Raw genomic sequence first — 22646 nt, forward strand, 5'->3', positions numbered from 1 at the left:
CCGGGACTACGCGGAGACCTCGGCCTGCTTGCGCCAGCGGATCCCGGCCTCGACGAACTCGTCGATCTCGCCGTCGAGCACCGCCGCGGTGTTGCCCGTCTCCATCTCGGTCCGCAGGTCCTTGACCATCTGGTACGGGTGCAGCACGTACGAGCGCATCTGGTTGCCCCACGAGCCGGACGAGTCGCCCTTGAGCGCGTCCATCTCCGCGCGCTCCTCCTGCCGGCGCTTCTCTAGCAGCCGCGACTGCAGCACGCGCATCGCGGCGGCGCGGTTCTGGATCTGCGACTTCTCGTTCTGGCAGGACACCACGATCCCGGTCGGCAGGTGCGTGATGCGCACCGCCGAGTCGGTGGTGTTGACGCTCTGGCCGCCGGGGCCGGACGAGCGGAACACGTCGATGCGGATGTCGTTCTCCGGGATCTCGACGTGGTCGGTCTGCTCGGTCACCGGCAGCACCTCGACACCGGCGAACGACGTCTGCCGGCGCCCCTGGTTGTCGAACGGCGAGATCCGCACCAACCGGTGCGTGCCCTGTTCCACCGACAGCGTCCCGTAGGCGTACGGCACCTTCACCGCGAACGTGGCGGACTTGATGCCCGCCTCCTCCGCGTACGAGGTGTCGTACACCTCGAACGGCCAGCCGTGCCGCTCGCAGTAGCGGGTGTACATCCGCAGCAGCATCTCCGCCCAGTCGGCCGCGTCGACGCCACCGGCCTCCGCACGGATGGTGACCAGCGCCTCGCGCTCGTCGTAGTCGCCGGACAGCAGCGTGCGGACCTCGAGCTCGCCGATGGTCTTCTGCAGGTCGGTCAGCTCGGTGACGACCTCGTCGCGCACCGAGTCGTCGGCCTCGGCCTCCGCGAGCTCGAACAGCACCCGTACGTCGTCCAGCCGGCGCCGCAACCCGGTCACCCGGCGCAGCTCCCCCTGCAGGTACGACAGCCGCGATGTGACCCGCTGCGCGTTCTCCTGGTCGTCCCACAGGTCCGGCGCGCTGGCCTGCTGCTCCAGCCGCGCGATCTCCGCCTCGATGGCGGGCAGGTCGAGGACCGTCTCGATGCTCGACAGCGTCGTGTCGAGCTCGGTCATCACCTCGACGGGATCCAGGGCGGCCACGAGGCAGAAGGGTACGGCGCGCCCGGCCCCCGCACCGAATCGCCGAGGGGGCGCCCCGGCCACCGGCCGCCGATTTGGCTGACCTGTCCAGTTGTACGTACATTAGGGCCCTGTCGTCACGCCAGGAGCCCGCATGAGCCGCCGCCGCACCGCCGCGGGTCCGGTCGCCCCCGACCGGTCCAGCCCGATGCCGCTGTGGGCCCAGATCGCCGCTGACCTGCGGCGACGGCTGGAGTCCGGCGAGTTCCGCGAGCGGGTGCCCGGCGAGCTCACCCTGGTCGACGAGTACGGCGTGAGCCGGCACACCGTCCGCGAGGCCCTGCGCGACCTGCGCCAGGACGGCCTGGTGGTGGCCTCCCGCGGACGCGGCTCGTTCGCCAGCGTCCCCGACATCGACCAGCCGCTGGGGTCGCTCTACTCCCTGGTGCGCTCGCTGGAGTCCGAGGGCATCGAGCAGCGCAGCGAGGTGCGCCGGCTGGAGGTCGTGCGCGACGCCGACGCCGCGATGCAGCTCGAGCTGCCCGCGTCGACCCGACTGGTCCTGCTGGAGCGCCGCCGGTTCGCGTCCGGCGAGCCGCTGGCCGTCGACCGCGCATGGCTCCCGGACACCGTCGCCCACCCGCTGCTGGACGCGGACTTCACCACCACCGCGCTGTACGACGTCCTCGCCGAGCGCTGCGGCATCCACCTGGACTCCGGTCGGGAGCGGATCACCGCGGTCCTGCCGTCCGCGTCCCTGCGCCGGGACCTCGACCTCCCGCATGACATCGCCGCGCTGCGCATCCAGCGACTGGCCCGCGCGGGCGGCCGCCCGGTCGAGTGGCGCGAGACCGTCGTCCGCGGCGACCGCTTCCACGTCGTCGCCGAGTGGTCGCAGTCCTCGGCGTTCGCGCTCGACCTCGCTCCCACCCCGCACGCCGACTCCGACGGAGACCCGACCGCATGATGGCCCTCACTCTCGCGCTGGCGGTCGTCGTCGGCATCACGCTCGGCCTGCTCGGTGGCGGCGGCTCCATCCTGATGACCCCACTGCTCATCTACGTGGCCGGGCTGGAGGGCAAGACCGCGATCGCCGCGTCGCTGTTCGTCGTCGGTGTCACGAGCATCGCCGGGATGTGGTCGCACGCGCGCGCCGGCCGGGTCCGCTGGCGCACCGGCCTCATCTTCGGCGGCATCGCGTTCGTCGGCGCGTTCCTCGGCGGCAAGGTCGGTGGCCTCATCCCGACGCCGGTGGTCCTCGCCGGGTTCGCGCTGATGATGCTGGCCACCGCGGGCGCGATGATCCGCGGCCGCAAGGCCATCACCGTGCACGAGCACCACGACCTGCCGATCGGCAAGGTGCTCGTCGAGGGCCTCGTCGTCGGATTCGTCACCGGCATCGTCGGCGCCGGCGGCGGCTTCCTGGTCGTGCCCGCGCTGGCCCTGCTCGGCGGCCTGCCGATGCCGGTCGCCGTCGGCACCTCGCTGCTGGTCATCGCCATCAAGTCGTTCGGCGGATTCCTCGGGTACCTGTCCAGCGTGCAGATCGACTGGGGGCTGACCCTCGCCGTCGCCGCGGCCGCCGTCGTCGGCGGGCTGATCGGCGGTCGGCTCGCCGGCCGCGTCGACCCGGACCGGCTGCGCAAGGGCTTCGGGTGGTTCGTCCTCACCATGGGCGTGTTCATGCTGGTGCAGCAGGTCCCCGGTGACCTCTGGTCCGGCCTCGCCGGCGCCTGGTGGGCGTGGACCACGGTCCTGCTCGTCGCGGGCACCGCCACCGTCGTCTGGTTCGCCGTGCTGCGCCCTCGTCGTACGAGGCCGACCCCGGAGGTGGACGACCGCCCCGGCGACACCGGACGTCACGCGACCGTCTCGCGCAGTTCATCCGGCGGGCATAGCGTCGAGGGGACCTGACCCGACGCACCCGAGGAGGAGCGCGTGACCGCTCCGCGCCCGAGGTCCGAGCCCCCGCTCCCGCCCGCCCCGCTGTCCGACAGCGAGCTCGCCGCGATCGACGCCTGGTGGCGTGCGGCGAACTACCTGACGGTCGGTCAGATCTACCTCAAGGACAACCCGCTGCTGCGGGAGCCGCTGAGCCCCGACGACATCAAGCCGCGGCTGCTCGGCCACTGGGGCACCTCCCCCGGCCTGTCGTTCGTCTACGCGCACCTGAACCGGCTGATCGAGCGGCAGGGCCAGCAGACGATCTACCTGACCGGCCCGGGCCACGGCGGCCCGGCGCTGGTCGCCGCCGGCTGGCTGGAGGGCACCTACTCCGAGGTCTACCCCGACGTCTCGCTCGACGAGACCGGCATGACCCGGCTGTTCCGCCAGTTCTCCGCACCCGGCGGCATCCCCAGCCACGTCAGCGTCACCACGCCCGGCTCCATCCACGAGGGCGGCGAGCTCGGCTACGTCCTGGTCCACGCGTTCGGCGCGGTCATGGACAACCCCGACCTGCTCGCGGTCGCGATCGTCGGCGACGGCGAGGCCGAGACCGGCCCGCTGGAGGGCAGCTGGAAGGGCATCTCCTTCATCAACCCGTCCCGGGACGGCGCCGTGCTGCCGATCCTGCACCTCAACGGCTGGAAGATCGCCGGCCCGACGGTGCTGGCCCGCAAGGACCCGGCGGAGGTGCGCGCGCTGCTGGAGGGCCACGGCTACGACGTCCTCGAGGTCGAGGGCGAGGACCTGCCGGGCATGCACCACCGCTTCTCCGACACGCTGCAGGAGGCGTACGCCCGGATCCGCGAGATCCAGCGGCTGGCCCGCAGCGGCGAGGCGCCCGCGGGGCGGCCGCGGTGGCCGCTGATCGTGCTGCGTTCCCCCAAGGGCTGGACCGGGCCGGAGTTCGTCGACGGCGTGCGCGAGGAGGGGTCCTGGCGCTCCCACCAGGTGCCGCTGTCCGACGTGCGCGGCAACCCCGAGCACCTGCAGATCCTCACCGACTGGCTGACCTCGTACCGCCCCGACGAGCTGTTCGAGTCCGACGGCTCACCGGCGCCGCTGGTGCGGCACGCGGTGCCCGAGGGCGACCTGCGGATGAGTGCGACACCGCACGCCAACGGCGGCCTGCTCACCGTCGACCTCGACCTGCCCGACTACGGCTCGTACGCGGTCGACGTGCCCGCGCCGGGGACCGTACGGCTGGAGAGCACCCGGCGGCTGGGCGAGCTCATGCGCGACATCTACGTCGCCAACCCCGACCGGTTCCGGCTGTTCTGCCCGGACGAGACGAACTCCAACCGGCTCGGCGCGGTGTTCGAGGTGTCCGACCGAGGGTTCATGGAGCACCTGGTCCCCGAGGACGTCGCCATCGGCCCCGACGGCCGGGTGATGGAGGTCCTGTCGGAGCACTCCTGCCACGGCTGGCTGGAGGGCTACAACCTCACCGGTCGGCACGGGATGTTCGCCACGTACGAGGCCTTCGCGATGGTGAGCGCGTCCATGACCATCCAGCACGCGAAGTGGCTGCAGGAGGCCGTGCACCTGCCGTGGCGCGCGCCGGTGCCGTCGCTCAACATCCTGCTCACCTCCACGGCGTGGCGGAACGACCACAACGGGTTCAGCCACCAGGGCCCGGGCCTGATCCAGAACGTCATCAACATCCGCGGGGACGTGTCCCGGGTCTACCTGCCGCCGGACGCCAACACGCTGCTGTCGGTGTCCGACCACGTGTTCCGCTCCCGGGGATACGTGAACCTCGTCGTCATCGACAAGCAGCCGCAGCTGCAGTGGCTGACGCTGGACGAGGCGAAGGAGCACTGCGCGCGGGGCTCCGGGGTGTGGGACTGGGCCGGCAACGACGACGGGAGCCGCGATCCGGACATCGTGCTGGCCTGCGCGGGTGACGTCGTGACGATGGAGACCGTGGCCGCGGCGCAGTTGCTGAAGGAGCGGCTGCCGGACATGTCGGTGCGCGTGGTCAACGTGGTGGACCTGATGTCGCTGACCCGGCCGAAGGACCACCCGCACGGGATGGACGAGCTGTACTTCGAGGAGCTGTTCACCGACCACGTGGACGTGGTGTTCGCGTTCCACGGCTACCCCGGCGCGATCCACCAGCTGGTGCACGGGCGTCCGGACGCCGACCGGTTCCGGGTGCGCGGCTTCAGCGAGGAGGGCACCACGACGACGCCGTTCGACATGGTCGTGCGCAACCGGGTCAGCCGCTACCACCTGGTGATGGACGCGCTGAACAACTCCCGCCGCACGGTCCGCGGGTCGTCCGAGCTGAGGGCGTACTGCGAGGAGCAGCTGGCCCGGCACGCCGAGCACGTCGTGGAGTACCTGGAGGACCTGCCCGAGGTGCGGGACTGGTCGCTGGCGTAGCGCGGGGTCTCGGTGTCCGGTCCCGGGCTCAGCGTCGGGTCAGGGTCGCCCGGGCCTCGGCCCGGGCGACGCCCGGGGCCAGTCCGAGCGCGCTGGACAGCGGGGGCCGCAGGTCCGCGCGCAGCCGGACGGTGACGACCGCGCCGTCGCTGGCGGCGACCTCGACGACGAGCCCGGGGAACGCGCTCCAGGCACCGGCGCGCCGCAGGTGGTCCAGCACCCGCTGCCGTGCGGCTCCCCGGTCCAGCGGCAGGGGCTCGCCGTCCGGGACGCCGGCGTAGTAGGCGTCGAGGTCGACGACCTGCGCGCCCGCCAGCGCGGCGGAGTCCGCCAGCGCCGCCAGCGAGCGCCTCTGGAGGAAGGCGGCCGACACGTCGGTCACCACGCCGATGGCGACCAGCGCGACGACGACGAACCCGACCGTCAGCAGCATCACGCTGCCGCTGTCTTCGCCGCGTCGGGCCGCGCGCGCCCTCACGGGTCAGCCCGGTACGAGTCGACCGCGGCGAGATGGGTCGCCACGACCGGGATCGTCGACGGGACGGTGTCGGCGAGCGCGTCCGGCAGCAGCGGGAGCGGGACGTCGAGGTGGACCCGGACCCGGACCTGGGACCCGGGCGACAGGCAGGCGCCGCCGGCGCACGTCACCGACAGCGCCCCCGCCGGCAGCTCGAACCCCTGGTCGGAGACGGCCAGCCGCGCCGCCGTCCCCGCCCGCTGCGCCGCCTGCGCCACCGAGTCGGACGTGACGTACGCCCGCCCCGCCTCCCGCACCGCCTGCGTGGCGGCGTACGCGGCCGCCTGCACCCGCGCGACGCACATCACGACGTACAGCAGCGGCACCAGGACGAGCACGGCGAGCACGACGAACTCGACCACCGCCGTGCCGTCCTCGCACGCGACCCGGTCGCGCCATCGGGTGGCCGGCGTCATCCGCCCTCCCGCATCGCCCGACCGGTGACCTCCGTGGCCGTCGGACCGAGCAGGCCCAGCAGCGGCAGCCGGGCTCGGACCCGCACGGCCACGACCGGGACGCCGCCCGAGGTCTCGTACCCCGCCGTCACGGACTCGACCACGTCCCCGGCCAGGTTGTCGGACAGCACCGCGCGGGTGCGAGCCGCGCCGGCAGCCGGGCCGCGGTCGGCCAGCGCACCGACGCGCGCGCCCTCCGCCGCGGCCGCGGTCAGGGTGGTGCGCACGTGCAGCGCCAGTCCGACCTGGACCACCGCGAGGCCGAGCAGCAGCACCAGCGGGGCGACCAGGGCGAACTCCAGCGCGGCGCTGCCCCGGTCGTCGCCGGCACTCGGCAGGCGACGACCGGGCCGGCGGTCCGTCACGGCTTGCTGACGGAGGTGAGCGCGCGGTTGAGGATCGCGGTGAGCTGGTCGTCGGCGACGAGCCACAGCGCGGTGACCAGGCCCGCGGTCATGACCGCGACCAGGACCCAGCCGGGGACGTCCCCGCGGTCCCGGCCCTGGTGCGGCAGCGTCGCGAGCCGGGCGGCGATGCGGTGCGCGAGAGTGCGGATCGGTGCCATGTTCTCCCCCGAGGTTGGTGCGTGATGGATGGACCCGCGCGGGTGCGCGGGAGTCGGTAGGGCCCGTCAGGGCACGGTGAGCAGCAGCCCGTGGACGCCGGGGAACAGCGCGACGAGGACCACGGTGGGGAGCACGAGGAACACGACCGGGACGAGCATGAACGCGTCCCGCTTCCCCGCGGACTCGACCAGGCCCCGGCGGGACTGCGCCCGCGCATCGGCGGCCTGCGCACGCAGCACGTCGGCCAGCGGAGTCCCGCGCTCCAGAGCGACCAGCAGCCCGTCCACGAACCGTGCCACCGCGGGGTTCCCGCAGCGGACTGCTGCGGCACGCAGGGCGTCGGGAACCGCTGCGCCGGAACGGATCTCCGCCACGGCTCGAGCGAACTCCGCCGACAGGTCCCCCCGCACGGTGCGCGCCACACGCTCCAGTGCCGCGGTCGGCGTCTCTCCCGCCGCAACGGCGAACGCGAGCAACTCGGCGACGGTGGGCAGTTGCGATCCCATCCGGGTCGAGCGCTTGGCGCCGGCCCGGTCGATGCTGCGCGAATGTAGAAGCACCCCGAGGACCGCGCCCACACCGCACAGCAGGAGCACACCGACGGCGGAGGGCGAGGATCCGCGGGCGACTGCGAGCACGGTGAGACCGAGGCCGGCCGCCAGCCCGCCCAACCCCCACAGCAGCTGCTCGCTGCGGTAGCGGTCCACGTCCGGTGCTCGGCCGGCTCGCTCGAGCCGGGCCCGGATCGCGGGCTCGGAGTCACGCTGCCGCCCGACGGCCGCGGATAGCCGGGAGACCGTCGGCGCGAGCAGTCGGGCCAGGGTGCCGAGCGGCCCGGGCTCGGCCTGCGCGCGCGGCGCCGCCGGGGCGTGCGAGCGGTGCCGGCTGACGTACGGGGCGACGCGGTCGGCCAGACCTGGCCGGCGGCCGGAGCGCCAGCCCTCCGCCACCAGGCCCGCCCCGGCGGCCGCGCCGAGGCCGAGGAGCACCCCGGCGGCGGCACTCACGCCAGCACCCGTTGCTCGACCGGGATCCGGCCGATCCGCAGCATCAGCCGGTAGGCGACCACGGACAGACCGGCGGCGACGGCGAGGACCAGCAGGCCCTCCGTTGAGTTGTAGGCCTGGACGGCCTCCTGGCGAGCGGAGAGCAGGAGCAGGGTGACCCACGGAGCGGCCACGGCGAGCCTCGCGGCGTTGACCGACCAGGACTGGCGGGCCTCGATCTCCCCGCGGGTGCGCGCGTCCTCCCGCAGGAACTCCGACAACGTGCGCAGCACCGTGCCGAGGTCGGAGCCGCCGACCTCTCGGGCGGTGCGCAGCGATGCGACCACCCGGTCAGCGACGGGATCGGCCAGGTCCTCCTTGAGCGCGTCCAGGGCGCCGGCGAACGATGCGGTGGCGCGGTGCTCAGACGCGAACAGCGCGAACGACCGTCGCAGCGGCTCCGGCCCCCGTACGGCGAGGTCGCCGACGGCCTCCGGAAGCGACATGCCCGCGCGCACCGCGGAGACCAAGGCGTCCACGGCGTCCGGCCAGGCATCGCGCAAGGCCTTCTCCCGCTGGGTCGCGCGGCGCTTGAGCAGCGTAATGGGCAGGTAGGACCCGAGCGCGCCCGCGACGAGGGCCACCGCAGGGACCGCGGTGACCACGAGGACCAGCAGCAGGGTGACAAGGCCGACACCCATGCAGGCGCCCACCAGTCCGGGGACGCCGATGCCGCGCACTCCTGACCGCTCGATCAGGAGCTCCAGCCGCGACCTGCGCGCCTGGCGCGGCGACGGCGCGGTGGTGAGGCCGTGGAAGACGAGCAGCGCGCCGACGCCCGCGACCAGCCCGAGCAGGGCCCCCATCAGGCGGCCCGCCCGCGGCCGCCCACCGCGTCGTCGGGGTCCCGGGCCAGCAGGTGCGACAGGTCGTAGCCGGCGCGCTCGAACCGGTCGGCGTGCGGCGGCATCCCGTCCCCTCGCACGAGTCGGTCACCGCGGGTCGTGAAGACGTCCGCGGTCTCGATCACCCCGCCCTCGACCCGGCCGGGCAGCGCGACGATCTCCCGCACCCGGCGAGCCCCGTCCGCCGCGGTGGCGGTGTGCACGACGAGGTCGACGCAGCCCGCGACGGTGGGCACGACGAAGTCGGCAGAGATGTTCGCACCGGCCAGCAAGGGCAGGGTGCACAGCTTGGTCACAGCCTCGCGGGACGAGTTCGCATGCAGGGTCGCCATGGAGGGCATGCCCGAGTTCATGGCCACCAGGAGGTCCAGGCACTCCGCCTGGCGCACCTCTCCCACGATCAGCCGGGTCGGGCGCATCCGCAGCGCCTCGCGCACCAGCCGTCGCAGCGGAACCTCGCCGGTCCCCTCCAGCGACGCGTCGCGGGTCTGCATCGCCACCCAGTCCGGCGCGGCGAGCCGGATCTCGAAGACCTCCTCGCAGGAGACGATCCGCTCCCCCGAAGGCACGCAGCCGAGAAGCGCGTTCAGAAGCGTGGTCTTCCCCGCCTGGGTTCCGCCCGCCACGACGACGTTGAGCCCCGCGACGACGGCAGCCTCGAGGAAGGCCGCGGCGGCCGGGGTGAGGGTGCCGGTGGGGACGAGGTCATCCACATGCGCTGCCCGAACGACGAAACGGCGGATGTTCACCGCCCAGTGCCGCCGGGTGATGTCGGGGATGGCGACGTGCAGGCGGGACCCGTCCGGCAGCATCGCGTCCACGAACGGAGTGCTGAGGTCGACCCGTCGGCCCGAGGACCGGAGCATCCGCTCGACCAGGTCCTTGACCTGGGTCTCGGTGAGCACGGTGGTCGTGAGCTCGCTGCGCCCCGCCCGGGCGACGAAGACCCGCCCCGGCTCGTTGATCCAGACCTCCTCCACGTCCGGGTCGTCGAAGAACCGCTGCAGGGGGCCGAACCCGGCGACCGCGTCGTGCACGTCGCGGGCGAGCCGGCGCGGGTCCACCGGTGCCGGCGCGTCCCCGGCCACGCACCGGTCGACGTACGCGGTGACCATCTCGTCGACGAGCGTGCGCACGGCCTCGGGCTCGTGCAGCGGGTCGATGCCGCGCTGGCGGACCGCCTCGCGGACAGCGGATTCGACCTGATCGACGTCCACCGGACCTCCAGCCCCCCGGGCAGCCCGTCGGCGTATGACGGGCCGCGCTGTGCGTTGCTCGGCAGCTCGGGGGGCCACCGGTGCGGGCCAGACGGTAGGCAGACACCTCCGGATCGCGCAAGCCTCCCTGTCCAGGATGTGGACGCAGCGCTATCCCGCGACCGGTATCACGTGCGCAGTCAGGCCGGGCAGATGTGCTGCACCGCAACGGGTGTCGCGGTCACGCTGCCTCCGGGGCCGGTTGCCGTGACGGTCACGGTGTAGGTACCGGGCGCGAGCAGGTACTGCCCCGACCAGGAGCCCGATCCGGCCGGAGCCAGCGGCACCGACCCGGGCGAGGGCGACACCGTGGCGCTCACGCCGGTCACCTCTCCGGAGGTGGTCACCGCCGCCTGCAGCCGGAAGGCGTCGCACCGGGTGAACGACCCGTCCCCGGCGACGTCGAGGTCGGTCACGGATACCCCGATCACAGCGGGGGCCGCGGGCGGAGGGGCGGGCGCGGTCGGTGCGGGTGCCGGGGCTGGCGCAGTGGTCGGCGGGGCCGTCGGTGCGGCTGCCGAGGTGGCCGACCCCGCGGGGTCGGGGGTCACGGAGGCCGGCGGCGCCGGCGCCGGGGCGGTCTGCGTTCGCGTCGGATTCGGAGTGGGTGTCGGGGTCGGTGTCCGACTGGGGGCCGGCCGGCCGGTCCCGGAATCACCGGGCGCCGCGACGTCGGGCGGCGCGGAGCCGGCGGTGTCGGCCGCCGGGTCGGGCGCGGTTCCCACCGCGCCGTCACCGACGGCGCCGGCGTCGGTCCCGCCGGTCGCGGACACAGCGACAGGCTCCGCCGGTCCGGACTGCGCCGGCGTGGCGGAGGCGGACCCGGACGCCGCTCCAGGCTCCGCAGACTCCGGCGAGCTCGAGGTCACCGGGAGCGGGGAGGCCGGGCCGGTCGGGCTGCCGACGGCCACGCCGGCCCCGTCCGATCCCGCCGTCGCGTCCACCCCGTCCGTACCGCCGAGCAGCAGCGCCAGCAGGAGCGCGCCGAACCCGACCAGGGCGACCACCGCGGCCGCGACCCACCCGGCGGTGCGGCGACGGCCCCGCCGCCCGAGCGGCACGACCGGCGCCGGCGCAGCGGCGCCCTCGCTCACGTCCGCGACCGGCGCGAGCCAGCCCTGCGGCTCCTCCCCCGGCGACGGGAAGCCGTCGGCGTCGAAGGCACCGGCGCGCTCGCCCATCGATCGGACGAGCTCAGCCTCGCGGGCATCTCCCCCCGGTGCGGCGACATCGGCGCTCGTTCCCAGCAGCCGCTCCCGCAGCCCGAGCGTCGGGGCGGCCACGACCACGGGCAGGCCGGCGGCGGGCAGGGCCATCGCCACGCCCCTGCGGCCGCGCTCCTCGCAGTTGTCGCACTCGCGCGCGTGGCGCGCGACCCGCTTGCGCAGCAACGGGGTCAGGGTCGGGCCCTCCCCGTCGAGCAGCGCGGCCAGCTCGGGGCAGTCCGCCCCGCGGGTACGCACGAGCAGCACGGACGTGACCGCCGTGGCCAGCTGCGTGCGGGCCCGGGACAGCCGCGCGTGGACCTCGTTCGCGCCGAGGCCGAGCACCCGGGCCACCGACGGGCCGTCCAGGTCGTGCTGGAGGGCCAGGGCCAGGATGTCGCGGTCGCCGGGATTGAGCGCGGCCATCGCGTCGTCCACCAGTTGCGCGGACTCCTGCTGGCGGAGGCCGGCGTCGAGGTCGTCGGTCGACGGCAGCATGTCGATCGCCTCCTCGTCGTCGGTGGTGCGGGATGCCGCTCGCAGCTGGCGCAGGCACTCGTTGCGGGTGATGGCGAACAGCCAGGGGCGCAGCAGGTCGGGGTCGCGCAGCTGATCGATCCGGTCCAGCGCCACCAACAGGGAGTCGTGGACGGCGTCCTCGGCGGCGGCGGTGTCGCGCAGCAGGGTGCGGGCGTACGCCACCAGCCGGGCCGCATACGCGTCGAACACCGGGCCGAGCCCCTCGGGCCCGCCGGTGCGCAGCCCCTCGACCAGGACCCGGTCCCCCTGCACGCGGGGGAGGCTAGCCCGGATGCCCCGGGACCGGCGAGGCTCGCCGGTCCCGGGGCGGGTCGCCCGGGTCACTCGTACCAGGTGGTGACGATGACCTTCGCGGTGAACCGCAGGTCGGGGGTCTTCTGCACCTGCAGGGTGCGCTGCTGCTGGTGCGTCCCGGCGTAGCGGTAGGTGGGGAGCGCGAAGACGCCCTGCGCGTAGGCCCAGTCCTGGGTCAGATAGCGGCCCTGACGCGGCTTGTCGCCCGCCTCGATGATGCAGTGGTCGGTGCCGACGGCGTCGGCCTCGCAGCCCTGGACCTGGACCACGACGGACGAGTCGCGGGTCGTGCGCTCGTGCCGCAGCATCGGGTTCCAGTACTTCGTGTCGCCGTCGCCGAGCTTGGCCACCTTGCTCACGGTGCCCCACGGGCCGGGTCCGTACGCGTTGGCCGCGGGGGCGATGCGCGGGTAGAACTGGATCTCGCCCTTGCCGCGCAGGCCCTTGTCGGCGTCGGAGATGACCTTCACGCCGCTGACCTGGACGGACACGTGCCGCACCTTGGTCTGGAACGAGGCCAGCTGCTGGACCGGTAGGTAGTTCGGCCCGACCGGCACCGTCAGGAGCACGTGGTACGTGGTGTTGGGCCGCAGACCCTCGATCGCGCGGGTGTAGTCGTACACCGTGGCGGAAGCCGCGATGCTGCCGGTCCCGCCGGAGCTGCGCGGGGTGCCGGTCACGGCCACCGGCTGCGACGTCATCGACATGACGCCGTTCTGCACGGCGGGCAGCGAGGTCGACACCTGCAGGACCATCGACGGGGCGGTGGAGTGCCAGCCGAGGTCGACTGCGACGTCGGTGCTCTGGCGCGACACGCTGGAGATGGAGTGGCCGGAGGCGACCGGAGGTGCGTCGGCCAGGGTGACCGACGGTGCCGGCGCCGGGTCGGGTCCGGGCGTGGTGGGCGCCACGGCGATGCTGCCCGGGCCCGACGGCGGCGTGCTGGGGGCGACCACCAGGTCCAGCGACGGGGTCAGCGGGCCGGCGTGGGCGGGGACGGCGGCGCCGAGCGCGAGGGCGGCGACGGCGCCGAGGGTGCCGGCGGCCAGGGCGCAGCGGCGGGCGGCCGTCCGCGCGGACGTGGTCGCGGGGGCGATGGCGGTGGTGGCGGTGGTAGCGGCGGTGGCGGTGCGGAACATCGGGAGTCCTCCTCGGTGGGCGGCGACCGGGTGGCCGCGCGTTCATCAGGGGGATCCACCAGCCCGAGGAGAACCAACAACTTTTCCCGCAGAACTTTCCGCAGAACTTTCGCTGTGGTGCCGGTTGCGTGCGCTACAGCGCACGCAACCGGCACCACAAGCGGGGGCGGGCGGCGAGTGCCGGCGGGCGCCAGCCAGACGGACGGCGCCGGCCGGGCGGACGGCGCCGGGCGCGGCGGTCAGCCGACGAGCTGGACCAGGCGGGTGGTGTCGGCCGGGGTCCAGCCGTCCGGCTGGAGCACGGCCACCCATCCGACGGGGACCGAGTCGCCGTAGCTGTGGCCGTATCCCGGCGGCATGGACACCGCCGGCGGCAGGTCCATCGCCACCTGTTCGACGGTGACCAGCGGCCACCACTCCATGGCCTCCGACACCCCGGGCCCGCGGGGCTGGTCCAGCCACCCCGGGGCCGTCCCGACCAGCTCGGGGTCGAACCACACCACCGGGTCGGTGGCGTTCTGCAGGTACAGCAGCCGGCGCGGGCCCCAGTCCGGGTCGTCCCCGGGTACGGCCTGCGCCGTGGCGGCGAACACCACGGTCCGCCCGCCGCCGACGACCGGCTGCCAGGCGGTTCCCCCGTCGGCGTCGGCCACCCACGCCGCCCGCAGCGCGGACGCAGAAGGCGGCCCGACGAACAGGGCGCCGTCCACCTCGGATGCCACCTGCTCCGGGGTGAGACCGGTGAACGGGGCCTGGGCCCCGTACGCCCCGAGGCTCTCGCCGTAGACGTACAGCGCCGGACGGCGCTCCGCCGGCAGGGCCGAGACCGCCTGGGACACCGCGTCGAACAGCGCGGTCCCCGCCTCGCCGGACGCTCCTTGGTCCACCAGGAACGACAGCCACGACGGCAGCACGGAGTACTGGATCGCGGCCGACGCCACGTCCCCGGACGCGACGTACTCCAACGCGTCGGCGGCGACCGGGTCGACGAAACCGTTGCCGGTGGTGGTGATGAGCACCACTGCGGCCCGATCGAACGCCCCGGTGCGCTGCAGCTCCTGCACCACCAGGGCGGCGCGGGAGGCCGCGTCCGGCGCGCTGTCGAGCCCGGCGAACACCCGGATCGGCTCCGGCGCCTCGGCCGAGCCGGAGAAGCCGGCGATCTGCTCCCGCGTGGGACCGCCGGACACGAACGCACGCCCCTCGGCACCGAGGGTGTCCCAGGGTACGTACGACCCCGGACCGCCCGAGCGCAGCGGCGACGTCGGCGGCGTCTGGCCCGCGGTGGACCGGTCGATCTCGGTGAACAGCCCCAGCATCAGGGCGTATGCGCCCGCCAGCAGACCGGCGACGAGCACCGCCAGCGTCAGCCACCCGAGCGTCGCCGGTACGACGGCCGGGTCCCGCACCAGCCGGGCCCACGGCCTGGCCAGGGCCCTCGCCAGGCCGCGGAGCACCCGGCCGAGGGCGAGCAACAGCACCACCACGACCACGGTCACTCCGAGCACCAGCCAGGGGTTGACCGACTCCGACGTGGTGCCCACCGCGGCCGCCTGCTCGTCCAGCGGGGTCATCCGGCCCGGGGTGAGCGCCACCACCCCGGCGAGTGCGAGCACGAACCCGACCGCCACCGTGCGCCGCGTGAACACCGACCAGGCGGGCAGGCGGCCGATCGCGCGCACGCCCCAGCCGAGCAGTGCCCCGATGCCGTACCCGGTGACGAAGGCCAGGCCGCTGACCACGCCCTGCGTGACGGCGTCCCGCGGGAGGAGGGACGGGCCCAGCGAGGCCGCGTAGCAGAGTAGGCCGAGGAACCCGCCCGTCGCCGACCAGCGGACCCGCGCCGAGACGGCGGCGGCGTCGCCCAGGGCGAGGGTCGGACCCCCGTGCGTCCCGACCGTGGTGCCGACGGTGGAGACGACCGCGGGGGGCGTGACCCCCGTGGGCACGGCGGCGACCGCCACCGGGACGGTCGCGTGCTGCAACCCGTGCGAGCCGTACGGGACGACGGACCCGGGCCGGGCCACGGTCAGCCGTTCGCCGCCTGGGCGGCGGGTGTACCGCCCTGGGTGACCAGCGTGCGCATGGTGCGCAGCGCGACCGACAGCGTCGCTAGGTCCACCTGCTCCTGCCGCGAGATGTCGTCCAGCGTCGCCCGGGCGCGGGACAGGCCCTCCGCGTGCGACTGCTCCCAGGCCATCACCCGGTCGACCGGGTCCCCGCCCTCCGGGGTGGCCCGGATGACGCGGGAGGTCAGTCCGGCGATGGCGGCGTACAGGTCGCTGCGCAGGGCCTGGCGGGCCAGCGCGGCCCAGCGGTCGTCGCGGGGCAGCCCGGTGATGCGCGTGAGGGTCCGGTCCACCTCGTACCGCTCGGACACGGCGAAGTACAGCGACAGCACCTCGTCGGCCGGGGCGCCGGTCCGGGTGGCCACCTCGGTGATGTCGAGCAGGCTGAAGACGTCCAGCAGTGCGGCCGCCTCCACCGACAGCTCCCGCGGGGCGCCCAGCGACTCGTAGTCCGCCGCGCGCCGCTGCAGGCGCTCCTGCTCGGCGCCGAGCAGCACCCCCGGCACCGCGGGCGCGAGCCGGGCGACCGTGTCGTGGAACCGCTCGATCTCGCTGCCGACGTCGATGGACCCGCCGCGGCTGGTGAGGAACCAGCGGGTGGAACGGTCCAGCAGCCGACGGGACTCCAGGTACAGCGCGCTCTGCGCCGCGGTCGGCACCACGTTGTCCAGCGCGTTGATCCGACGCCAGAAGTCGGGCAGGTCGAACACCTCGCGCGCGACCGTGTAGGCGCGGACCACCTCGTCGGCCGACGCGCCCGTCTCCTCGGTGGCGCGGTAGATGTACGTGATGCCGCCGTGGTTGACGACGTCGTTGCCGACGACGGTGTTGATGATGTCCCGGCGCAGCGGGTGGGCGTCCAGCCGGTCGCCGTAGCGCGACACCACCTCGACCGGCATGTACTCCCGCAGGGTGCGGGCGAACCACGCGTCGTCGGGTAGCGACGAGGAGTGCAGGTCCTCCTCCAGCGCCATCTTCGAGTAGGCGAGCAGGACGCTGAGCTCGGGCGAGGTCAGGCCGCGACCGGCGCGGTCGGCGATCACGTCGTCCGAGGGAAGGAACTCCAGCTCGCGGTCCAGGATCCCCCGGCGCTCCAGGTCCTGGATCATCCGCTGGTGCACGGGGAGCATCGCGGACGCCTGGGTGCGGGCGTTGCCGAGGACGACGTTCTGGTCGTAGTTGTCGGCCAGCACGAGGTCGGCCACCTCGTCGGTCATCTCGGCCAACAGCACGTTGCGCTGCTTCTCGGTCAGGTCGCCGTCGCGTACGACCTGGTCCAGCAGGATCTTGAGGTTGACCTCGTGGTCGGAGGTGTCGACGCCGGCACTGTTGTCGATGGCGTCGGTGTTGAGGCGGACGCCGGCCTCCGCGGCCTCGATCCGACCGAGCTGGGTCAGTCCGAGGTTGCCGCCCTCCCCCACGACCTTGCAGCGCAGGTCCGAGCCGTCGATCCGGATGGCGTCGTTGGACTTGTCACCCACGTCGGCGTTGGTCTCGACGCCGGACTTCACGTACGTGCCGATGCCGCCGTTCCAGAGTAGGTCGACGGGCGCGCACAGGATCGCCTTCATCAGCTCTGCGGGCGTCATCCGCTCGACGCCGGCGGGGATACCGAGCGCGGCCGCCATCTGGGCGCTGATCGGAACCGACTTCAGCGAGCGCGGGAACACCCCGCCGCCCTCCGAGATCAGGCTCGTGTCGTAGTCGGCCCACGAAGACCGAGGCAGGTCGAACAGCCGTCGGCGCTCCACGAACGAGGACGCCGCCACCGGGTCGGGGTCGACGAAGATGTGCCGGTGGTCGAACGCAGCCACCAGCCGGATGTGCTCCGACAGCAGCATGCCGTTGCCGAACACGTCACCGGACATGTCGCCGATGCCGACCGCCGTGAAGTCCTGCGTCTGGGTGTCGACGCCGAGCTCGCGGAAGTGCCGCTTGACCGACTCCCAGGCGCCGCGGGCGGTGATGCCCATGGCCTTGTGGTCGTAGCCCGCCGATCCGCCGGAGGCGAAAGCGTCCCCGAGCCAGAACCCGTAGGACAGCGCGACACCGTTGGCGATGTCGGAGAACGTCGCCGTGCCCTTGTCGGCCGCGACCACGAGGTAGGGGTCGTCGTCGTCGTGCCGCACGACCCGCGGCGGGGGCACGATCTCGCCGGACACCAGGTTGTCGGTGAGGTCGAGCAGGGAGGAGATGAACAGCGTGTACGAGGCCACGCCCTCCGCCAGCCAGGCCTCCCGGTCGACCTGCGGGTCCGGCAGGCGCTTGGGGTAGAACCCGCCCTTCGCGCCGACCGGCACGATGACCGAGTTCTTGACCGCCTGCGCCTTCACCAGGCCCAGGATCTCGGTGCGGAAGTCCTCCCGCCGGTCGCTCCAGCGCAACCCGCCTCGGGCCACCTGGCCGAAGCGCAGGTGGACCCCTTCGACCCGCGGCGAGTAGACCCAGATCTCGAACCGGGGCCGTGGCAGGGGCAGGTCGGGGATGCGCAGCGGGTCGAGCTTCACCGCCAGGCTGGCCTTGGCGTTGCCCTCGTGGTCGACCTGGAAGTAGTTGGTGCGCAGGGTCGCCACCATGAGCGCGAGGAACGAGCGCAGGATCCGGTCCGCGTCCAGGCTCTCCACCGCGTCCAGTGCCGCCTCGATCTCGCCGACCACGAACTGCGTCTGCTGGTCACGGTCCCCCGGCGCGTCGGGGTCGAACTTCACCTCGAACAGCTGGACGAGGAGCCGCGCTATCGCCACGTTGGCGATGACCACCGACTCGACGTAGTCCTGCCCGAACGGGGAGCCGGCCTGACGCAGGTAGCGCGCGTACGCGCGCAGCACCATGGCCTGCCGCCAGGTGAGTCCGGCGTTCAGCACCAGCGCGTTGTAGCCGTCGGGCTCGGTGCGCTCGTCCCAGGCGGCCCGGAACGTGTCCTCGAACCTCTCCTTGAGGGTCAACGGGTTCTGGGTGATGGCCTCGCGGAACCGCAGCCCGAAGTCGTAGACCCACACGGGGCTGTCGTCGGTGCGGTCGATCTCGTACGGACGCTCGTCGACGACCTCGACGCCCATCTGCTGCAGGACCGGCAGCACCCGCGACAGTGACACCGGGGCACCGGTGCGGTAGACCTTCAGCCGTCGTTCCAGCGGGTCGGTCGCGTAGGTCTGGTAGAGGTTCAGCGCGGTGTCGTCGGGGCCCATGGCGTCCAGCCGCAGCACGTCCGCGACGCCGGTGCGGGCGGGGAAGTCCTCCTTGTACGCCTCGGGGAAACCGTCGGCGTAGCGGAGCATGAGACGCGCCGACTCGGCCTCCCCCACCTGGTCCTGCAGGGCGTCGGAGAAGTCGTCGCGCCAGCTGCGCGTGGCGGCCACCAGCCGCTGCTCCAGCTCGGTGACGTCCACCTCCGTGGGCAGCACGGTGCCCGGCGCCACCCGGACCACGTAGTGCAGCCGCGCGAGCACGGACTCGGACACGTGGGCGGTGTAGTCGACGGTCACCCCGCCGAGCTCCTCGCGCAGGATCTGCTCGATCCGCAGCCGCACCGTGGTGGTGTAGCGGTCGCGCGGCAGGTAGACCAGGCAGGACCAGAAGCGGCCGTACGGGTCGCGGCGCATGAAGAGCCGGGTCCGCCGGCGCTCCTTCAGGTGCAGGACGGCCAGCGCGATGGTCAGCAGCTCGTTGGCGCTGACCTGGAACAGCTCGTCGCGGGGGAAGGTCTCGAGCAGCTGCAGGAGGTCCTTGTCGCTGTGCGAGCCGGGCACGAACCCGGAGCGGGCGATGACCTCCTGGACCCGCTCGCGCAGGATCGGGATGCGCAGGACCGATCGGGTGTAGGCCGAGGCGGTGTAGAGCCCGAGGAACCGGCGCTCGCCGGTGACGTTGCCGTCCTCGTCGAAGCGCTTCACGCCCACGTAGTCCAGGTACGCGGAGCGGTGCACGGTGCTGCGGGTGTTGGCCTTGGTCAGGACCAGCACGTGCTTCTCGCGCGCCTTGGCCCGCACCTCCGGCGGCAGCTTCGCGAATGCGGTCGACTGCTGCTGGTCGGCGCGCAGCAGGCCGAGCCCGGTCCCGGGCACCGCCCGCAGCGCCTCCTCGCCCGGCTCGCCGACCAGGTCGTACTCGCGCAGGCCGAGGAAGGTGAAGTTGTCCGACACCAGCCAGCGGAGGAACTCCAGCGACTCCGCGACCTCCTGCTGGTCCACTCCGCGCGGCGGGTTCGCCTCGAGCTGGTCGATCAGCGCGGCCGCCTCCTGGCGCATGCGCGGCCAGTCCTCCACCGACTCGCGGACGTCGCGGAGCACCCGCTGGAGGTTCTCCTCGGTCCGGGCGCGGACCTCCGGGTCGGGCTGGCGGTCGATCTCGAAGTGCATCCACGACTCGACGATCGCGTCGGGCGGGAACGACTCCCGGTCGCCGGGGTCGAGGTCGAGGACCTCCAGCAGCCTGCCCACGACGTCGCGACGCACCACCAGCTGGGGGTGGATGACCAGGTGGATGGGCAGTCCCTGCCGGGCGAGCTCCATCGACACCGAGTCGACCAGGAAGGGCATGTCGTCGGTGACGATCTCGACCACCGTGTGCCCGGTGGACCAGCCGTGCTCGGAGTCGCTGGGGGTGAACACGTGCACCACCGACGTCCCCTGCGGCCGGTCCTCGGCCTCGCGCAGGTGGGACACGACGGGGCCGAGGATGTCCTCGGGGGTCCGGGTCAGCAGGTCCTCGGCCACCACGTGGCGGTAGTAATGCGACAGCAGCTCGCGCAGCCCGGGGATCGAGGCGTGCGTGCGGTGCGCCAGCTCGACGGTCCGACGCTTGAGGTCCGCGAGGGCGGCGTCGTGGCGGTCCACGACGCTGGTGACGAAGGACTCCGGGGGCAGGGGGTGGTCGCCCCCGGGGCTGGTCGTGGGCACGACGTCGGTCACCGCAATCGCCTCTTCGCTCGACCCGCACGCCGTTGTGCGGGACCGCCGCTCAGGGTAGTCGGCCGCGGACCTCCCGGGCGGTGCTCGCGCGCTCCGCTACGGCATGCTGGATCCCGGGCCCCGTCCCACCGGGCCACCCCTACCGGCACGGACCCGACCCCTGGGCCCGCACGACCCACGACGGGAGCGGCATGGCGACCGACTTCACCTGGACGCAGCGCTTCGACGCGGCCCCCGACACGGTGTTCGCGATGCTGTCCGACGCGGACTACGTCACCGCGAAGGGCCGGGCGACCGGGGCGCTGGAGGTCGAGGCCCACGTGGATGCCGGGGAGGACGGCGGGGCGCAGATCGTCAGCCGTCGGGTCATGCCGGCGAACCTGCCGTCGTTCGTGCGCCGGTTCGTGGGCGACCAGCTCGAGCTCACCGAGACCCAGCGCTGGAGCCCGCCGGACGCGGACGGCGCCCGGTCCGCCACGTTCGACATCGACTTCGGCTCCCAGCCGCTGGCGTTCAGCGGCACCCTGCGGCTGGCGCCGGACGGCGACGAGAGCTCGGTGCACACGCAGGGACGGATCAGCGCCTCGGTGCCGCTGGTCGGCCGCAAGGTCGAGGGCGTCGCCCAGCACTGGACCGAGCGGTTCCTCGCCAAGGAGGAGCAGTTCGCGGCCACCTGGCTGGACGGCAGCGCCGGCGCCGCCGCGGGGACCTGACGCCCGGCGCCGACGGGGCGCCTCAGTCCATGTGCGGGTAGCGGTGGTCCGTCGGCGGGACGAACGTCTCCTTGATCGCCCGGGTGGACGTCCAGCGCAGCAGGTTCTGCGCCGACCCGGCCTTGTCGTTGGTGCCGGACGCGCGCCCGCCGCCGAACGGCTGCTGGCCCACCACCGCGCCGGTGGGCTTGTCGTTGATGTAGAAGTTGCCCGCCGCGAAGCGCAGGAACGACTGTGCCTCGGCGATCGCCGCCCGGTCCTGGGCGATGATCGACCCGGTCAGCGCGTACGGCGCGATGCCCTCCATCTGCGTCATGACCTCGTGGTAGTCGCCGTCGTCGAACACGTGCACCGCGAGCACCGGGCCGAAGTACTCCTCGACGAAGTACTCCTTGGTCGGGTCGCTGCCCAGCAGGACCGTCGGCCGGATGTAGAAGCCCTCGGAGTCGTCGTACGTCCCCCCGGCCCCGATCGTCACCGTCGGGTCCGCCTTCGCCCGGTCGATGACGCCGGACAGCTTGGCGAACGCGCGGTCGTCGATGACGGCGGCCATGAAGTTGGACAGGTCTGTGGTCGGGCCCATCGACAGGGAGTCCACGGTCGACAGCACCTCGTCGCCCATGCGGTCCCACACGCTGCGCGGGACGTACGCGCGGGACGCGGCCGAGCACTTCTGGCCCTGGTACTCGAAGGCGCCCCGGGTCAGCGCGGTGACCAGCACCGCGGGGTCCGCGGACGGGTGAGCCAGAACGAAGTCCTTGCCGCCGGTCTCCCCGACGATGCGCGGGTAGGCCCGGTAGCCCTGGATGTTCGTGCCGATGGTGTTCCAGAACATCTGGAACACCCGGGTGGAGCCGGTGAAGTGGATGCCGGCGAGGTCGCGGTCGGATAGCAGCACGTCGGACACGTTGGCGCCGTGCCCGGTCACCATGTTGATGACGCCGGGCGGCAGGCCGGCCTCCTCCAGCAGCCGCATCAGGAAGTGCGCGGCGAACTGCTGCGTGTGCGCGGGCTTCCACACCACGGTGTTGCCCATCAGGGCCGGTGACGTCGGCAGGTTGCCGGCGATCGCGGTGAAGTTGAACGGCGTGATCGCGTAGACGAACCCCTCCAGCGGCCGGTGGTCCACCCGGTTCCACACGCCCGGGGAGGAGATCGGCTGCTCGGCCAGGATCTCCCGCGCGAACTGGACGTTGAAGCGCCAGAAGTCGATGAGCTCGCAGGCCGCATCGATCTCGGCCTGCTGCACCGTCTTCGACTGGCCCAGCATGGTGGCGGCGTTGAGCGTGTCCCGCCACGGACCGGAGAGCAGGTCGGCCGCCTTGAGGAAGACCGCGGCGCGGTCGTCGAAGGACATGGCGCGCCAGTCGGGCGCTGCGGCCAGGGCGGCGTCCATGGCCGCGCGCGCGTCGTCGTGCGTCGCGTCCGCGGTGACGCCGAGGACGGAGTGCCGGGCGTGCGGCTGCACGACGTCCACCCGGTGACCCGAGGCCATCCGGCTCTCGCCGCCGACGGTCATCGGCAGCTCGATCGGGTCGCCCTGCAGCTCCCTCAGCCGCCGCTCCAGGGACGCGCGCTCGGCGCTGCCGGGGGCGTACGCGTGGACCGGCTCGTTCACGGCGACGGGAACACGGGTCACGGCATCCACGGCCGACCTCCTG

Annotated in this window: 17 protein-coding genes; 4 read left to right on the forward strand and 13 right to left on the reverse strand. The window is 73.4% G+C overall.

What is annotated here, in order from left to right:
- Nucleotides 1-6: 6 nt before the first annotated feature.
- Nucleotides 7-1092: a peptide chain release factor 2 gene (prfB, locus tag R2737_12640; protein MEZ5117104.1), complete on the reverse strand. Its 1086-nt coding sequence runs from the start codon at nt 1090-1092 to the stop codon at nt 7-9.
- 160 nt (nt 1093-1252) lie between these two features.
- Between prfB and R2737_12645 the strand changes: the two genes are divergently transcribed.
- The 3 genes from R2737_12645 to R2737_12655 are packed head-to-tail and all read left to right on the forward strand — an operon-like array spanning nt 1253 to nt 5430.
- Entirely contained in the window at nt 1253-2065 is an 813-nt protein-coding gene (locus tag R2737_12645) for a GntR family transcriptional regulator (protein ID MEZ5117105.1), read from the forward strand.
- Entirely contained in the window at nt 2062-3012 is a 951-nt protein-coding gene (locus R2737_12650) for a sulfite exporter TauE/SafE family protein (protein ID MEZ5117106.1), read from the forward strand. The genes R2737_12645 and R2737_12650 overlap by 4 nt, the downstream gene beginning before the upstream one ends.
- Before the next feature lie 24 nt (nt 3013-3036).
- On the forward strand, nt 3037-5430 hold the full coding sequence (locus R2737_12655) for a phosphoketolase family protein (protein ID MEZ5117107.1): 2394 nt from the start codon (nt 3037-3039) through the stop codon (nt 5428-5430).
- A 28-nt stretch (nt 5431-5458) separates the two neighbouring features.
- Here R2737_12655 and R2737_12660 read toward each other — a convergent pair whose 3' ends face one another.
- The 11 genes from R2737_12660 to R2737_12710 form a co-directional block, all read right to left on the reverse strand.
- Nucleotides 5459-5908 (reverse strand): pilus assembly protein TadG-related protein, encoded by a 450-nt coding sequence (locus R2737_12660; protein ID MEZ5117108.1) that lies wholly within the window; start codon nt 5906-5908, stop codon nt 5459-5461.
- On the reverse strand, nt 5905-6363 hold the full coding sequence (locus R2737_12665; GenBank protein MEZ5117109.1) for a hypothetical protein: 459 nt from the start codon (nt 6361-6363) through the stop codon (nt 5905-5907). The genes R2737_12660 and R2737_12665 overlap by 4 nt, the downstream gene beginning before the upstream one ends.
- Complete coding sequence (locus tag R2737_12670; GenBank protein ID MEZ5117110.1) at nt 6360-6767, reverse strand: TadE/TadG family type IV pilus assembly protein; 408 nt, start codon at nt 6765-6767, stop codon at nt 6360-6362. The genes R2737_12665 and R2737_12670 overlap by 4 nt, the downstream gene beginning before the upstream one ends.
- On the reverse strand, nt 6764-6967 hold the full coding sequence (locus tag R2737_12675; protein ID MEZ5117111.1) for a hypothetical protein: 204 nt from the start codon (nt 6965-6967) through the stop codon (nt 6764-6766). The genes R2737_12670 and R2737_12675 overlap by 4 nt, the downstream gene beginning before the upstream one ends.
- A 66-nt stretch (nt 6968-7033) precedes the next feature.
- Entirely contained in the window at nt 7034-7975 is a 942-nt protein-coding gene (locus tag R2737_12680; GenBank protein MEZ5117112.1) for a type II secretion system F family protein, read from the reverse strand.
- On the reverse strand, nt 7972-8820 hold the full coding sequence (locus R2737_12685) for a type II secretion system F family protein (protein MEZ5117113.1): 849 nt from the start codon (nt 8818-8820) through the stop codon (nt 7972-7974). Before R2737_12685 ends, R2737_12680 begins: the two co-directional genes overlap by 4 nt.
- Nucleotides 8820-10076, reverse strand: coding sequence for an ATPase, T2SS/T4P/T4SS family (locus R2737_12690; protein MEZ5117114.1), 1257 nt, complete (start codon nt 10074-10076; stop codon nt 8820-8822). The genes R2737_12685 and R2737_12690 overlap by 1 nt, the downstream gene beginning before the upstream one ends.
- 179 nt (nt 10077-10255) lie before the next feature.
- Nucleotides 10256-12112, reverse strand: a complete 1857-nt coding sequence (locus tag R2737_12695; GenBank protein ID MEZ5117115.1) for a sigma-70 family RNA polymerase sigma factor — start codon at nt 12110-12112, stop codon at nt 10256-10258.
- 68 nt (nt 12113-12180) lie between these two features.
- The gene (locus R2737_12700; GenBank protein ID MEZ5117116.1) at nt 12181-13293 is read right to left on the reverse strand and encodes a hypothetical protein; all 1113 of its coding nucleotides are present in this window, start codon (nt 13291-13293) and stop codon (nt 12181-12183) included.
- Between the two features lie 239 nt (nt 13294-13532).
- Nucleotides 13533-15320: an alpha/beta-hydrolase family protein gene (locus R2737_12705; GenBank protein MEZ5117117.1), complete on the reverse strand. Its 1788-nt coding sequence runs from the start codon at nt 15318-15320 to the stop codon at nt 13533-13535.
- A gap of 2 nt (nt 15321-15322) precedes the next feature.
- The gene (locus R2737_12710) at nt 15323-20272 is read right to left on the reverse strand and encodes an NAD-glutamate dehydrogenase (protein ID MEZ5117118.1); all 4950 of its coding nucleotides are present in this window, start codon (nt 20270-20272) and stop codon (nt 15323-15325) included.
- A 191-nt stretch (nt 20273-20463) separates the two neighbouring features.
- Here R2737_12710 and R2737_12715 point away from each other — a divergent pair, with 191 nt between their 5' ends.
- Nucleotides 20464-20985: a DUF2505 domain-containing protein gene (locus R2737_12715; GenBank protein ID MEZ5117119.1), complete on the forward strand. Its 522-nt coding sequence runs from the start codon at nt 20464-20466 to the stop codon at nt 20983-20985.
- 22 nt (nt 20986-21007) lie between these two features.
- On the opposite strand, the gene pruA is transcribed toward R2737_12715, so the two are convergent.
- The gene (pruA, locus tag R2737_12720; protein ID MEZ5117120.1) at nt 21008-22633 is read right to left on the reverse strand and encodes an L-glutamate gamma-semialdehyde dehydrogenase; all 1626 of its coding nucleotides are present in this window, start codon (nt 22631-22633) and stop codon (nt 21008-21010) included.
- Nucleotides 22634-22646 lie beyond the last annotated feature (13 nt).

Source organism: Candidatus Nanopelagicales bacterium (assembly GCA_041393815.1).
GTDB lineage: Bacteria > Actinomycetota > Actinomycetes > S36-B12 > JAWKJK01 > JAWKJK01.